Here is a 15,631-nt window from a genome sequence, read left to right on the forward strand (position 1 = left end):
GGTTGAATGATAAATCGATAAGTAAAATTTAGAACACAGGAATGAATAGCTCTTTTCGTATCCTTTCAATATGTTCGTTTAGTTTAAAATAATTTATTTGGAATAACTCTTTTTACTGTCCCATGTCTCCGGACAGGGGTTCAATTGTGGTCCCTTTCCCTATTAGCAGGTTGTATGCATCAGTTGCTTCATTGTATTTGACAAGCACATTATAGATTTTAAGTATACTTCCATATCCTGCTTTTGTGATCACTTCATTATCTTCTGAAAGGTTATGGGATGGTAACACTGCATAGACTGCCTTTTTTGAAGTACCGTCGCATATTCTGTAGAGTTTGTACTTCTCATCACCCAGATCACCTGACATCAGTGAACCTACCACATTTATACGTTTAGTATTATGTTTGTCAATTTTTGCCATGCGTGCGAATTTTGCTTTATCAGGAACCATGAGATTCTGCTTTGACAGTTTGTCCTTCCTGAGTATCGCATATGAGTATTTGATATCGGTATTAATGTAACGATAAGGCTCATCGCATTCTGCCAGTTTGCTCATGACCCTGGTAATCTCAATATCTTTTTTATGATCGAAGCTCCAGCATGTTTTAAGGGTACATTCACCCGACCAGATGAATGAACATGGGCTATATATCTTGATTCCCATTCTCTTCAGTATTATGGTGAGTGCTCTCATCTCAGTTGAATTAACCTTGTCAGCAGGTTCTATTATTATGATATTACCATCAGGTGTGAGTTTTTCTGCCATGTTCTTTACGATATCAGCCCTTTGTTCAAGGCTTAGGCCTTTCATCTCATTCAGGACATTGGAAAAGACCATAAGGTCAATGTTGTCCGGAAGTTTTTCAATTTCCAGTTTACTCACATCGGCTCTGATAGGTTCTTCAACAGTGACATTTGATTTTATGTCTGCATACTGTGGAACGAGGAAATTATATGCCTCTATGTTTTCGTCGAAGAGTTCAATTGTATGGATGTTTGCCTTGCGGTCGTCAAGACGGTTGTAAAAGTCGATAATTGCCAGTGGGATTGTACCCGGTCCGGTTCCTACATCAAGTATTTTCATACGGTTCTTCAGAAGACCGTCCTTTGCCAGGTCGTAGAGAAGATATTGAAATTGTATAAAATATACAGGGAACTGATAAGCAAGGTATCCAAGGATGCTATATCCTTTTTCATAGCTTATGTTTCTTGCATTGCCTTCTTTCCAGTAGCTGGCTTTCTGATAGCGAATGGCTCTTCTTATTTTATCTAAAACGATGGGGTCGTCCCAGTCTTTGCTGGTCTTCTTTTCGATATATTGTTCGATATGACGTTCCATTTTTCTGGAAACAGCAGTTGACTTGAAAAAAAGGTCATTCTTTTTTATTTCCTCATCAGTAAGTTCCATTTTCTTTTGAGGAGTTGCACGAACAATCCTGAAATCATCCTTATTGATAACAACATCGATTCCAAGGTCGAAGAACAGGGGTTTAAGAGTATTGTATACCTGTTGGACGGATGTTTCCTCATTTAGATAGTCAGTAAGCTCTGATAACATGAATTCTGGTTTCATGCGTGAAACGTATTTGAATGTAGATATGATTTCCCTGTCTGACATTATGGTTTCATAGCCTCTCCAACATGATAAATATACTGATGGAAGTTTTTGAATCATGTTTTACCGTGATTGGGTCTGAGTCGAATAATTTATATAGTAGCTACACATAATCAAATTTAGTTGTCTTAAATCAACTAAAATGGACTACCTCCAAAGATCAAGACGACAGAAGTGGATTTAGTTCCAAATGGGCGATGAATACTCCACAATAAAAATTAGGATTGTTTATATGGAATCTGAAAAATCACTATTCAATAAGATAATAGAAAAAGCACGGGAATCTGTTCTCAACTTTGACAGCATGGAAGCTGAATCTGCCGTCCGGGAAGCGGTTGATGCAGGCATGGACCCTGTTGATCTAATAGAACTTGGATTTATAGAGGGAATGAGAGAGATGGGAGATCGTTTCGAAAAAGGAGATGTTCCGCTTTTGCATATATTTGCAGCTTCCAAAATAATGGAAAAAGGTATTTCACTGCTCAAATCCTGCGCAATGGAAAATCACATGGATTTTAGTATATTCGGTAATATTGCAATAAGGGCCTGATTCAGGCTTACTTAGATTTGCTACTTTAATTCTGATTTTCTTTTTTTATTAGTCTGCTATAACACTTCTATGGCTGTAATATTTATTAGTGATGAACATCCTTTTTTTATTATGGATAGTTCTGCCACACATGAAAAGCTCCTGATGTGCAGATTAGATACGCTGATTGCTGACGGATTGTACGAAAAAGCAATATCCTGTCTGGATGAAATATTAAAAGAACACCCTGCTGATGAACATGCTCTTTCAATGAAAGGATTCGCATATTGTCTGGTGGAGGATTCTGAAAAAGGTATTGAACTTCTGGAAGATGCACTGGAAATGGAACCATACTCAAAGAATGTTCTTATAATCTTTGCAGATGCCTGCCTGCAATCTTCAATGTCTGATAGATCATTGGAGATACTGGAAAGGGCAATAAATTATTATCCTGAAGATGACGGGTTTGTTATGTTAAAAGCGGTCATTCTCGGAGCCAGAAAACGAAGTGGTATTAATGCGCAGTTTAATTAGCTTTAAATCAGTAACTATATAACTCAACCTTTACTATTTATTTATATGAGCTGGTATGTAATAGATGCAGTTGATCGTGCAATAGAAAGGACACGAACATGCCTTATTGAACCTTTTGACATCTGGAAGTGGCTAAAACTTGCCATTATTGTCTTATTTATCGGTGGCGTCGGCAGTGGTTTCAATGGTGGCGGTAATGGCGGTCCTTATGGTGGTTCTGAACCAGATCTTTCCGGGATTCCACAGGGATTCATCGAAATTATTAGCAATTTTTATGAGCATCTGATGTCTTATTCTGGAGTTACACTTGTCATCTTAGCTATAGTATTCATCTTCCTATTTGCTCTTCTTCTGAGTTTGATAGGAAGTGTAATGGAATTCGTTTTTGTGGAATCACTGGTTCACAATGATGTACGGATACGGGAGTATTTTAGCAGGTATCTGGTAAAAGGAGTAGCTCTTTATGTTTTGCGTATAATTGTAGTTTTGGGAGTTCTTCTGGTTTTTGCCATTCTTGCATTGCCTTTATTTTTTATCATAGGTGGTATGAATGGGGGAATTGACAATTTAGGCGCAGCTTCTATTGCATTACTTATTGTGGGAATTTTTGCCATTATTTTTGTAATTGCTATTATCGCAGGCATAATTGGATCATTTGTCAATCTGGCCATACCCGTTTCTATGTACTCAGAATGCAACATATTTTCGTCTTTATTTCGGGTGTTTGGACAGTTCAGGTCTGATTGGAAACAGATGGCAATATATTGGATAGGTCGTTTGGTGCTTGCTATTGCAGTAGGTATACTTCTGGCAATTCTGGCAATCATAGCAATGATAGCATTGGGAATTTTGCTTCTTATTGTGGACCTCATTCTATACTTTGGTTTTTCAGCAATATTTGCGGATACTACTGTGTGGATCTTGTTTATTCCAATATTAGTTGTCGAATTTATTATGTTCATATTTATGATGGCTTTTGTAGGAATGCCTGCGAGTGTTTTTATGAAATACCACATGCTCACTTTCCTGCAAAAATGGTATCCTGTGGAAATTCCTATGTTTGACAACAGCCCGATAATGGGTGCTAACAACATGGATGAATGGGTAAATGAAACAATCTCAACTGAAGATTAATTCTGCTTATGAAGGCAACAGTAGTTTGCCTTCAACTGCTTTTTCCATTATAATGCAATTCCCCACCAAATTCCATTCTATTTTTCTACAGAGTCAAAACATATTGTTTTTTAAACCATAAAATGTATCATGGCTTAATAGCATGAATCAAGATACCATCCCAAAAATCAAAAATCCTCAAAGAGTAGCCTTAAATAGGTGGATTTATGCAGCTATTTTCTTTACTGTTCTCGGCCTACATAGCTACATCACTTTTGATATAAACTCGTTTGATGGTTTGTTTATTATGGTCTCTATCACTATTGTGTTGACTTCATTATTCTTTATCAGGACAACTAGGAAAAACGTTAAAGTTCTGGATAAGGCTATCAATCAGAAAAAGATGATCGTCCATTGGAAATACACGAATGAAGAATGGTGGAATTATTTATCGCACGAAGAGGATTATCGAAATGATATGGGAAGTTTAATGGCTATTTTTTTATCAGTGATAACTGCAATCATATTTGTTCCGATCATTGTGTTTGCACCTGAGGGTAATTTTTTCATGTTTATGGTGATGCTAGGTTTATTTGGGCTTTATTTTTTCATGGGATATGTCTTTCCTTCGATCCTGTTCTATTTCAAGAGAAAAAGCGTGGGAGAGGTCATTTTGCTTGAGAAAGGAGTTCTTTTGAATAAAGAATTTCATACATGGGACTTTCCACTATCAAAATTCAGTTTTGCAGAATTTCAAGAAGAACCATATAATCATATAGAGGTAGTCTATGATTTCTTTGATCGAACAGGACCTAGAAGCTATACTGTAAATGTTCCGATACCTGGAAATAATAAAGATGATATTGACAAGATAATCTCTAGTTTTAACTAGCTGTTTTAGTGTGCAGTCTCTGTATAAATTCGTATTATTCAAGTGATTATAGAAATTAATAATTATTTGAAATACACATTTTGATATTGATATTTTTGTAATTTAACATGATGGTGTAATTTATACAGGATTTTAATAGAGTCATAAAATTTATTTTTTATAAAACAGCAATATGCTTTTTGCAATTAATTGAGCTTTTGTCACAAAGTAGATATTTTCACCTGTCTTTTACATATTCATGAACAGGATTATCCTTGCTTCTGCATCTGCGAGAAGAAAAGAGCTGTTAGAGCAATTGATAGGTCCGGATTTTGATATTTATGTGAGTTCTTATGCAGAAGACACAGGCAAAGGTTTGAGTCCTGTTGAACTTGTCATGCATCACTCTTTTGAAAAAGCAGTTGATGTGGCGGATAATCTCGAAGAAGGCGTAATTATCTCTGCTGATACAGTTGTCGTTTGCAGGGGCGAAGTACTTGGAAAACCAGCTGATGAGTATCATGCACAAGAGATACTGCAAAAAATAAACGGACAACAGATAAAGGCGATTACCGGATTGACTGTAATGGATGTTTGTAGCAGAGAAGAAATTACGGAATATGAACTAACAACCGTCTGGATGAGGAAAATGCCGGAACAGCTGATAAGAGATTATATCAACACAGGAGAGCCTTTTGGCAAAGCAGGTGCCTTTGCAATACAAGGGAAAGGAGCTATACTTGTTGAGAGGATTGATGGTGACTTTTTCAATGTTGTGGGTCTTCCACTTTTCAGGCTGTCAAATATGCTTGATAAATTCAATGTAAATGTCCTGTTTTCCTAAAATGTTTTTCATCAAAGAAAGCTTAATAAAAAATGAGAAAAAAGAAAGAAAAAGAAAACTAAGATACTTTTAGATTTTCCTTTTATTCTTTCTTATAATTCCCGCAGCACAAAGCATGGAAATCACCAGCATAGGAATTTCAAATCCGGGAGATTCTGCAGCTGTATCTTCTTCATCTTCTTCTACGGGCATCTCATCATCAACAGGTATGTCTGATTCAAGAAGCGTATATGTCATTGGTGTCTTCAGTTTCAGGTCATGGAGCTTAATTGATTCGCTGGTTTGCGCATTTGCAGCTATTAGACCATCTGTGATGACATCCACCTCAAAGCTGTAGGATTCATCGGCCGGAACAGTCATTCTTACAGTTCCTCTTGTTCTTTGACCATGTTCTACGTTTGAGACAATGACACTGCCTGTGTATCTTGTGTACTGATCAACGACTGCTGTGACAACTATATTGATTTTGTCTGCTTCATCGCCCTGATTGTAGAGTCCTGGTGAAGCTTCAAAAATAATATCCTCACCATAATTTGTTGCCTGTATGGTTTCTATCATCAGGTCGGTCAGAATCACATTTGAAACAGGTTCAGTTGTTCCTTCAATGAGCCGTATCTGGCTAGTATACTCATCTACAAGGTTATTGTCTTCGAACAATTCCACTATAACGAGCTGTTCCCCACTTTTAGGAACGTTGAAATTAAGGGCTTTATATGTCTGGGAATTTGCTTTAAGGTAGCCTACATTTTCTGTATGATCTGATGTTATCAGATTTGTAGATGGGTCTTTTGTTTTTACCTTGATGGAAAGTGTGCCTGTATCACTAGCCATGGGATTTTGCGTGTAGACAGTTACCTTAAGCTCGAACTCTTCATCCGCCAGTGTTGACATCACATCTACATTGGTGATTACAGGATGCTGGACTTCTTTTACTACATTCTCGTTCAGGCATCCACTGGAGATACAAAACAGAAAAATGGAAAAGAAAAGCAGAAGGTTCACAACTTTCATGCTATCGCCTACAGTTTAACTTTCAGCACAAGTTTCTGTTCATCTACGATATGGTCACCATACATTAATCTGACATAGATATCGGTCTCACCATTTGGTGCATCATCTTTCACAGGTATCTGCATTCCCTTAGTATGGGATGTTCCACTTCTTGCCATTGCCTCGCTTATATTCATGGATGCCTGGTCTGCTATGAGTTTATTGTCAACATCTGCCACAACAGTTAGTATGCCAGCAGGCACAGTGCTCTGTCCATGATTCTTTACTGAGAATGTAATGGTTGCATTTTCTCCGGCTTCAAGTTCCCAGGCTTCTGCTGAAGTTGTACGCAATGAATCCATATCCTTTACAAATCCAAGGAACTGGAGTTGTACGTCCGGAAGTATGGTTACTTCTACAGGAACTGATTTTGTCTTTGTTATCTGCAATCCTTCATCATCTGTTCCTGAAAGGTAACTGATGGTCACAGCGGATTCATTTGTATCTGTGTCAAAAGCCGGTGCCATTATCTTTGAGTTAAGAATAGAAGATTCAGCAGTATCGGCAGCATTCTCTTTTCCTGCTATATTAAGAGAATCTGTTCCTGTAATTATAAATGGCATGTAACTTGAAACCATTACGGAATCAATGGACTGTGTAGCATTGTTACTTATTTTCAGGGATATGTCCTGTTCCTGGAATTCTTTAATGACTACCGGGGAGGCGTCAATAAATACATTTTCAGGGCTTACAGAGTCTATTGGTCCAACGGTTGTTGTGCAACCTGATATTATTACCATGGCTAAAAGTGATGCGATCACTATTATTTTCCGGACTAGTTCTGTCATAATTAATACCTCACTTTTGAAAGTACTCAAAAGTTTAAAAACCCTTTGATAATTTTTATTATTGTTTTTTATTTATTTTAATAATATATTAATAACCTAGGTTGATTGGCAATAATTCCAGCAGATATGCATACAAATAAGTAATGTCCACTAAAAACAATATTTGTAAATGTGGAGAAAAGATAGTCTTTTAAATAACCTGGATACATAGAATTATTGAGGAGTTCTGTTTGTCTGGTCTAACATTAAAAGAGCGTTTTATCAATTCCCTGGAAAGAAAAAATGTGGATAAAGTTCCTGTCTGTTCGGTAACTCAAACAGGAATAGTTGAACTTATGGAAATAAGCGGCGCAAAATGGCCCGATGCTAATTATGATCCTGAAAAAATGGCCACATTGGCTATTGCTGCACATGAGCTAACAGGGCTTGAAGCTGTCAGGTATCCCTTTTGTACCACAGTTCTAGCTGAGAGCCTTGGATGTACTATTGCAGAAGGTTCTCTTGATACACAACCTTACCAGCTTGATTTTCCATGCAAGGATAAAGAAGATGTTACCGGATTTTCTATCCCGGAGAAATTACTTGAAAGTAAAAGAATAAAAACAATGCTTGAAGCTACTGATATAATAAAAAGCAGGATATCAGACGATGTTCCAGTAATTGCAGGAATGATAGGACCTGCAGCCATTGCTTTTTATCTATGTGGTGCAAATAACTACTTGCGGTGGTGTATAACTGAATCCGACCTTCTTACAGAGCTGTTTGCTATTGGTACCAAAGTATGCACAGAATATGCCAATGCTCTTTTTGATCACGGAGCAGATGCAGTAGTTATAATTGATTCAGAGGCAGGTCCTGATCTTTTCCCGCCACCATTGTTTGAATCTCTTGTAATCCCACATTATCGGTTACTGACTAGAAATCTAAAAGGGCATTCAATTCTTCATATTTGTGGTGACGCTACGGATATTCTGGATATTATGTCTGAATCTGGATTCCATGGGCTTAGCATAGAAGAAAAAGTAGATCTCGCTTATGCGAGTCAGATCGTTTCAGGTAGAGTATGCCTTATAGGTAATGTGTCACCTGCTGCAACCTTGCTTGGTAAATCGCCTGACCACATTAAAAAAGAAGCAAAACAATGTATTATGGATGGAGTAGGTATACTGGCCCCTGGATGTGGTATCGCTCCACGCACATCAATTGAGAGCATAAAGGCCTTTGTGGAAGCAAGAGATGAATTTTATAAAGAATAAGAATTACTAGCAATATAATACTTTGTAGTATATGTCTGTTAACAGAAGTTGTGGATTTGCTGAAATGAAATGGCAATGGACAATGCTTCTGTTATTTGATTTTTTTTGTGTAAATAGTATATGTCGTCTAGTTTGACCCTGGTTTCATAAGGGAGAGCTACGTGTATAATTGGTGTATATACAAAGGTGTTTTTTTGATGCGCTTATAATATTCATTTTTTTGAGGTTTTAAATACACAATTGCATAACTGTATATCATTTTTACATATTGTGTATAAAAAGCTAACTAATTTTATTGAGTAATATATTGTGGTCTATTAATAAGTATATGCAATATATCAATATACAGACGCAGATTTTTTATATTGCTACAATATCAGTGAGTACTTTTATATGTATTAAAATTATATAATAATCTAATTTTATTGTGTGACTTATACATATCTGTTTAAAAATGTGGTTTTAACATTGTTATCAAATTTGATTTAGCGTATATACAAATGGAGGATGTGGTCAATTGAATTTAAAAAACATTACGATCAATCGAAAGATCATTGCGTTTGCTTTGATCCTTACAATTTTGCCAATGGCAGCTGTTGGGTTGTTTGCTTATGAGCAAACTTCAACTGCTATTGAAAAAGAATTGCAGGATAGACTTGAAGAACAAGTCTTCATGGAAAAGCAGTATATAGATACTGTATTTTCCCTTGCCCAGGATAATGTTGAACTTAATCTGGATGTAGCTCACAATAGTTTTTATAAACTTGGTGACCCAAAAATATCTGATGGTGAGCTGTTATTTGGAGATGATTATACTGCCAATAGTAAATATGACATGGTTGACTCTATCAAAGAGCAAAATGGGGCAGAAGTAACTGTTTTTCAGGTAATTGATAATTCCGCAATTCGTATCTCTACTACTATACTCGATGAGAGTGGAAAACGTATTATGGGGACTGCTGTATCTGATGCCGTTTATGAAGCTGTTGTACAGAAAGGACAAACATATAATGGAATAGCCAGTGTTCTTGGGGACCGTTATTTGAGTACTTATGAGCCGATAAAAGATGCTTCCGGAAATATAATAGGCATCCTTTTTGTTGGTATTCCTGAAGAGTACTACCGTCTTGTGGTCAAAGAACAGATGTCCAGTATCACTTTCGGTGAAACAGGATACATGTTTGTAATGGATTCAAATGGTGATGTCATTATTCATCCAAGCATAGAGGGAGATAACCTTGGCAGCAATGATTTTGCCAAACAAATGATCGCCGAAAAAGAAGGTGATGTCGTTTATGAATGGCAGGGTCGTGATAAGGCAATAAGTTACACCTACTTTGAGGAAAAGGACTGGATCATTGCATCTGGTACTTATATTGATGAATTTGAAGCTCCTGTTAGGGTGATAAAGGATGGAATAATAGCTGCTATACTTGTATTTACGGTTCTTGGTTCTGCTGCAGCATTCCTGATAAGCAGATCCATTTCAGGTGGAATCCAAAAAATCGTTGCGGACTTTAAGAAGATATCAAATGATGCGCTTGAAGGTAAGATCGATACCAAAGCTGAAACAGATGTTGACATTGATTTTATTGCAATTCCAAAGGGTCTGAATGATATTCTAAGTTCATTGACTAATATTATTAACGTGGTCAGCAAGAGTGCAAACAATGTTGCTGCAACAGCTGAAGAAATGTCAGCGTCCATTGAGGAAATGACTGCTGCATCCACAGAGATATCCACAACCGTTGGTGAGATAGCTAAAGGTTCAAATGAACAGTCTTCCATGTCAGATGATGTTGCCAAGACAATGAGTGACATGACCGTTGGTGTGCAGGATATTGCAGTCAATGCTCAGCAGGCAGCAGAAGCAGCAAACACGTCAAAGGACGTTATATCTGATGTTGGCATCCAGTCAAAAGACCTGCTGGTACAGATGGATGATATTCAGGCTGCTACAAATGATTCAGCGACTGTTATTAAGCAACTTGAGGCCAAGTCTAACCAGATCGGTGAGATAGTTGCTCTTATCACCAGTATTGCAGACCAGACAAACCTGCTTGCTCTTAACGCGGCGATAGAAGCTGCAAGGGCAGGAGAACATGGTCGTGGATTTGCGGTTGTTGCAGATGAGGTCAGAAAGCTTGCAGAAAACTCAGGTACTGCAGCGTCTCAGATATCTGATCTACTTTCAGAGATCAAAGAGGGAACCCATGCAGCAGTCACTTCAATGGAATCTGGTGTTATAACAGTTACAAATGGTGTCAGTTCACTTGGAAGGACTGTAGAAGCTGTACAAAATATAGTCGAGGAAAGTGACAAAGTTGCTCTTATGACAGGGAACATTGCCGCTGCAGCACAGGAACAATCTGCTTCCATTGAAGAGATAACTGCGACTGTTGATGAAGTAGCTACCATATCACAAGAAACTGCATCAGGCACTGAGCAGACCTCTGCGGCTGTGGAACAACAAAATGCATCTATGACGGAGCTTGCAAAGAGTTCGCAGGAACTTGCACAGATGGCTTCTGAAATGCAGGAAATTGTTTCAAAATACATTATTGAATAAACAAAGAGGAGTTTTTCCTCCTCTTTTACTTTCATTTTAAATTGTGAATCTGGTTATTGTCCTTTTTTCTTTCCTTTTTCTTTTTCAACTCGTTAAATATAAGTATTTGAAACAAAAATTATCTAATTGTGCGAATAATAATACTCATAAAATAATTATAGAAAATATAGTCTGGTTGAGGAGGATTCTACCGGAAAGTTGAAAAATGATATGGATAAGTTGGGTAGCAAAGTGATAATATGTCAGGATCAAGTTTAGATAGCAAAAAAGTTTTGATGGTTGTTGCACAGGAAGGTTTCAGGGATGAGGAGTTCTTTGAACCCAGGGATGTATTTGAGGATGCAGGAATAACTATTACTGTTGCAAGCAAGACTACAGATGTAGCTACCGGGGCACTTGGCGGGACTGTAAGACCTGATGTTCCTATAGATAAAGTGATTATTTCCGAGTATGATGCGATTGTTATTTCAGGTGGTGGCGGTTCAAGAAAACTGTTATGGCCGGATAAGAAGTTGCAGCAACTGGTTGCTGATGCCTTTGAACATGAGAAGGTCGTGGCTGCGATCTGTGTGTCTCCTGTGATACTTGCAAGAGCAGGGATACTTGAGGGTAAAAAAGCTACTGTTTTTAAGGACCCCGAATCTATCAAGGAGCTTAAAAAAGGCAAAGCAAATTATGAGGATGCAGATGTAATAGTTACTGAGAATATCATTACAGCCCGTGATCCTCCAAGCGCTGAGGCATTTGGTGAGGCTGTTATTGAAGCTCTTGAGAAATGGTAAAGCCGGATAACCGGCTTAATATTTTATTTTCTTAGTTTTTCAGTTTTTCATCTTTTTTTCATTTTTGACTTTTGTTAATTAGTTTTGTGCAGACTAAGGCTTGATTACCATCAGGTCTTTAGCAATGGTGACGTTGCCAGTAAAGTACTTCCTGATATGGTGTCTGGCTTCCTCGTAATGTCCATGCATGTGAGGATAGAGGTGTGTCAGGTAGAGTTCCTTGACGTTAATCGGATACTCCTCCAGCATGAGGGTGAACATGTCCGGTGTGGTGTGGTTGGTCATGGGGAATCCCAGCGGGAACGAGCATTCATGTATGAGTACATCTGCATCCTCTGCCAGTTCCATTACTGCTTCACATGGCTCGGTGTCTCCTGTATAAACAACGCTTTTGCCTTCGCTCTTAATGCGATACGCCAGTGAGTTATTAGTATGAACGGTCTTAGCACACGTGATAGTACAATCTCCTCCTTTTCCCTCTGGTGCAAACTCATCCCCAGGCGAGAGTTCTATGATGTCAACGGTGAACCTGTCCTTTAGATAGTCATAGACGTCCAGCGTCTTTTCAAACCATTCCCGTGTGCCCTGAGGCCCGTATAACCGCATATCCGTCTTTTTAACAAGCCAGTTAGCCTTGATAAGGGCAAGTACATCCCCGACATGGTCAAGATGCAAATGCGTGAGAACGATGCCATCAATGTCCGTATGTTTATGCTTGCTCTCCAGTATCCTGCCAAGAACACCGCACCCGCAGTCAAAAAGCAATAATTTCCCCTCGAAATCCATAAGCACACCTGACTGAACCCTTCCAGCCTGAGGTATGCCAACTCCTGTGCCAAGAAACGTAATTTCCATACCTGTTATAATAAGACTTAAGTAACTTAATTGTTATTATCCCGTGTTTAAAACAAAATGACCGGCACCCATACTTCTTCTAAATGCGGGGGTTGCCCAGCTAGGTCAAAGGCGCTGGACTTAAGATCCAGTATCGAAGGATTTCGAGGGTTCGAATCCCTCCCCCCGCACTTGTTTTTAGGGATATAGGTAACTAAGAAAAATACCACTCTATAAATTTAATCACTTTATTTTCATCAAATTAATTCAAAATTGGACTATACCCATTTACTTATATAGTTATATTCTAAACTATTGAGAATATAATTTAAAATTTAATGGTGAGTTCAGTTATGAATTTCAAAAAGTTTCTTACTATTCCAGAGGTTCGAGATTTAATTGATAAAAACACAAAAATGCCAAAATATAAAATTGAATCTGAAATGAAAGCAGAACCATTGACAAAAAACTATATTTTAGTTGGTATTGCGTTTGATTATTTTATTCGTTTCTATCTTAAAAGAGAAAACCAAGAAATTGATGATCCTATTTGGAAGGCAGAAATTAACTGTAATACCAAGGCAGGCGGAAAGTTAGACATTTTTAATCATAAATTAATTGATATACCTGATAGATTCATGTATTATGGAAAAGTTCCACGAAAAGATGAAAAAGAAATAAAAATCTTAATTGATAATCTCAATTCAGCTCAATTTTCGTATCATAAATATCTAAAAAATGGAATCGTTTCTGACGAAGTCATTAAAAGTTGTTTTTTACTTGCTAAAATTGAAAGTTCTTTGAATGACTATGTACCAATTGACTCAAATTTTGGAAAAATTGAAGCAAAAGATATTGAGGATTTAAGGAACCTAATAAATACTCTGTCACCTGAACATTTTTATTTTAGAAACACATGCCATATAAAAACACCATTAGAAGCCCCACTTATCTCTGATAAAATAACTGAAGCTGATCTTATAATTGATGATGCAATAATTGATGTGAAAGTAACTAAAGAACCTAGATTAACAAGAGAAATGTTTCGTCAGCTCACGGCGTATTTCATTTTACACAATTATAGCACTTATACAAATTTTAAGATAGAAAAAAAAGAACTCGCTAATTTTTCTATTAACAAAATGGGAGTTTATTTTGCTAGGCATGGTATTTTGTATAAATTCAATGCAGAAGATGTTTTTCTTCCCTCAGCACCAGAAGAACTAGTGACACCATTATTTAGACAAATCACTAAATACTACATTGAAAGTGGAACAAAAAAGTATGACTCTGATTTTCAGTGTTATAGGTAAAAATCAAAATTTAATCTTACAAACCTAATTATATTTGGTCAAATCAAACCTTCATTCCTCATTAGGAGAAGCACATCGATAATATGACCAAAATATGCACCTGTTGGTCTTTTTAGTAGAATCCAATACAAATAGTCTTTATCATGTTTATAGACGTATTCTAAATTTCTTCCTTCATGTTTGCCACAATAAAAAAATTCTTCTTTCATCATCATTTCAAGTTTACTTGGAGCTACCCATTCTCCATTTTTGTAAACTTTCATGTATCTAGCACCACATTCTCCATCAAGCCATTGAGGAATTATCTCATATTCAAAGTACTCCATCGTTTTAGAGTATTTTTGAAGTTGTTTTAGGGATTTTTGATAATCAGTTTCGCTACGATGTCTTTTTCCTGATTTGTAATACTTATCTAATCTGAAAACAGTTGGTGTAATAAAATTATCCCATTCACAAAAAACATTCTTTTTTGCGAGTGGGTTTTTACATAAAATTACATTGGAACTAATTCTTTCTGAGAAATAAATACAAGAATCACAAGGTATTGATTCTCCACCAATTTTTGCTCTGAAATCTTCTTCATATAAACTATCATCAGGATAGTCACATTCATAAAGGAATTCGTCTGTATACTTATATTCATCTAGTTCGCAAATCCTGCTAATGGATTTATAACCAAAACAAGGGAATATATTTTTGAGATCAGGGTAATAAGTTACAGGTATATTATTTTTGCAATAATTAAGTGTCAAAAGCCCCTTGATTTTGACGTCATCTGATAGCTTCAACAAAGCATGTTCATTTGAGATATAATTCTTCAATAATTCAGAATATAATTTTGCATTTGTTCGGACTTTCAAAAAAGGTATTTTAGCATTCTTTAAAAATGTAATTGCTTCATTTTCTAAATCATGGGTTACAATAATTTCAACAATTATTTTTAGTTCATCATTATTAAAAAGAGATAGATCAGGTCTATAATTCTCTGCTACATGTTTTTCCATTTGGATACTGTTGACATCATCTAATAAATTAATAAAATGTACTTCTGAACATGAACATTCAAACTGAACAGATGCTGGAGTTTCATGTAATAAACATGTCTGGAAAAAATCGTATAATAGAATTTTTGTGTTATAATGCAGAGGAGTTTCGCCACCGTGGTCAAAATCGACATGTTTGTGAGCAAAATGAGGGCGTCTAATTTTCCCTTTTCTCAGAATCATCTCACCGTTACAATTAGGGTTTGCACAAGTAAATGTATCATCTTTAGTAGCATTGCTGACATGCACTATTTTTCCAGAACTTGTTTTAGCAAACTCGAATTGTACTGCCATAATTTTCCTACACTTTTTTAAAATTTCAACCGATTAAATACCAGATAAAATCTTGTTTATATTGACTCCCATCTTTAAATAAATTTTAATTAGATTTATAAGGAATGGGTAGTATCTTGATTCATGTTGTAAGCTATTTACAAAAGAGGGAATTATGGGTACAGTTTTTGATCATTTTGAAAACATCTCTTATAGA

14 protein-coding genes and 1 tRNA gene are annotated in these 15,631 nt (G+C 36.6%); 10 read left to right on the plus strand and 5 right to left on the minus strand.

Going from position 1 to position 15,631, the window contains the following annotated elements; translation table 11 throughout:
• Positions 1-112 precede the first annotated feature (112 nt).
• Positions 113-1,618 (minus strand): small ribosomal subunit Rsm22 family protein, encoded by a 1,506-nt coding sequence (locus tag WN948_RS00410; RefSeq protein ID WP_342304995.1) that lies wholly within the window; start codon positions 1,616-1,618, stop codon positions 113-115.
• A 229-nt stretch (positions 1,619-1,847) separates the two neighbouring features.
• Between WN948_RS00410 and WN948_RS00415 the strand changes: the two genes are divergently transcribed.
• The 5 genes from WN948_RS00415 (at position 1,848) to WN948_RS00435 (ending at position 5,506) form a co-directional block, all read left to right on the plus strand.
• Positions 1,848-2,165, plus strand: a complete 318-nt coding sequence (locus tag WN948_RS00415; protein ID WP_342304996.1) for a B12-binding domain-containing protein — start codon at positions 1,848-1,850, stop codon at positions 2,163-2,165.
• A 69-nt stretch (positions 2,166-2,234) separates the two neighbouring features.
• A complete protein-coding gene (locus tag WN948_RS00420) occupies positions 2,235-2,678 on the plus strand; it encodes a hypothetical protein (protein ID WP_342304997.1) in 444 nt (147 codons plus the stop codon).
• A 45-nt stretch (positions 2,679-2,723) separates the two neighbouring features.
• Positions 2,724-3,812 carry a hypothetical protein gene (locus WN948_RS00425; protein ID WP_342304998.1) on the plus strand — a complete coding sequence of 363 codons (1,089 nt, stop codon included), beginning with the start codon at positions 2,724-2,726 and terminating at the stop codon, positions 3,810-3,812.
• 142 nt (positions 3,813-3,954) lie between these two features.
• A complete protein-coding gene (locus WN948_RS00430) occupies positions 3,955-4,683 on the plus strand; it encodes a hypothetical protein (RefSeq protein ID WP_342304999.1) in 729 nt (242 codons plus the stop codon).
• 238 nt (positions 4,684-4,921) lie between these two features.
• Positions 4,922-5,506 (plus strand): Maf family nucleotide pyrophosphatase, encoded by a 585-nt coding sequence (locus tag WN948_RS00435; protein WP_342305000.1) that lies wholly within the window; start codon positions 4,922-4,924, stop codon positions 5,504-5,506.
• Positions 5,507-5,575: 69 nt separating this feature from the next.
• Here WN948_RS00435 and WN948_RS00440 read toward each other — a convergent pair whose 3' ends face one another.
• Both WN948_RS00440 and WN948_RS00445 read right to left on the minus strand, forming a co-directional pair.
• Positions 5,576-6,517: a hypothetical protein gene (locus WN948_RS00440; protein WP_342305001.1), complete on the minus strand. Its 942-nt coding sequence runs from the start codon at positions 6,515-6,517 to the stop codon at positions 5,576-5,578.
• Between the two features lie 8 nt (positions 6,518-6,525).
• Positions 6,526-7,344, minus strand: coding sequence for a hypothetical protein (locus WN948_RS00445; protein ID WP_342305002.1), 819 nt, complete (start codon positions 7,342-7,344; stop codon positions 6,526-6,528).
• Positions 7,345-7,574: 230 nt separating this feature from the next.
• Here WN948_RS00445 and mtaA point away from each other — a divergent pair, with 230 nt between their 5' ends.
• The 3 genes from mtaA (at position 7,575) to WN948_RS00460 (ending at position 11,951) form a co-directional block, all read left to right on the plus strand.
• Complete coding sequence (gene mtaA / locus WN948_RS00450; RefSeq protein WP_342305003.1) at positions 7,575-8,600, plus strand: methylcobamide:CoM methyltransferase MtaA; 1,026 nt, start codon at positions 7,575-7,577, stop codon at positions 8,598-8,600.
• A 517-nt stretch (positions 8,601-9,117) separates the two neighbouring features.
• The gene (locus tag WN948_RS00455; protein WP_342305004.1) at positions 9,118-11,169 is read left to right on the plus strand and encodes a methyl-accepting chemotaxis protein; all 2,052 of its coding nucleotides are present in this window, start codon (positions 9,118-9,120) and stop codon (positions 11,167-11,169) included.
• 239 nt (positions 11,170-11,408) lie between these two features.
• A complete protein-coding gene (locus tag WN948_RS00460) occupies positions 11,409-11,951 on the plus strand; it encodes a DJ-1/PfpI family protein (protein WP_342305005.1) in 543 nt (180 codons plus the stop codon).
• 93 nt (positions 11,952-12,044) lie between these two features.
• Here the strand turns inward: WN948_RS00460 and WN948_RS00465 are convergent, their stop codons facing one another.
• Positions 12,045-12,806, minus strand: a complete 762-nt coding sequence (locus tag WN948_RS00465; protein WP_342305006.1) for an MBL fold metallo-hydrolase — start codon at positions 12,804-12,806, stop codon at positions 12,045-12,047.
• Positions 12,807-12,891: 85 nt separating this feature from the next.
• Between WN948_RS00465 and WN948_RS00470 the strand changes: the two genes are divergently transcribed.
• A tRNA-Leu gene (locus WN948_RS00470) sits at positions 12,892-12,976 on the plus strand.
• Between the two features lie 162 nt (positions 12,977-13,138).
• Positions 13,139-14,098, plus strand: coding sequence for a hypothetical protein (locus tag WN948_RS00475; protein ID WP_342305007.1), 960 nt, complete (start codon positions 13,139-13,141; stop codon positions 14,096-14,098).
• A 38-nt stretch (positions 14,099-14,136) separates the two neighbouring features.
• On the opposite strand, the gene WN948_RS00480 is transcribed toward WN948_RS00475, so the two are convergent.
• Positions 14,137-15,435, minus strand: coding sequence for a competence protein CoiA family protein (locus WN948_RS00480; RefSeq protein WP_342305008.1), 1,299 nt, complete (start codon positions 15,433-15,435; stop codon positions 14,137-14,139).
• Positions 15,436-15,631 lie beyond the last annotated feature (196 nt).

The organism is Methanolobus sp. ZRKC5 (genome assembly GCF_038446525.1).
GTDB lineage: Archaea > Halobacteriota > Methanosarcinia > Methanosarcinales > Methanosarcinaceae > Methanolobus.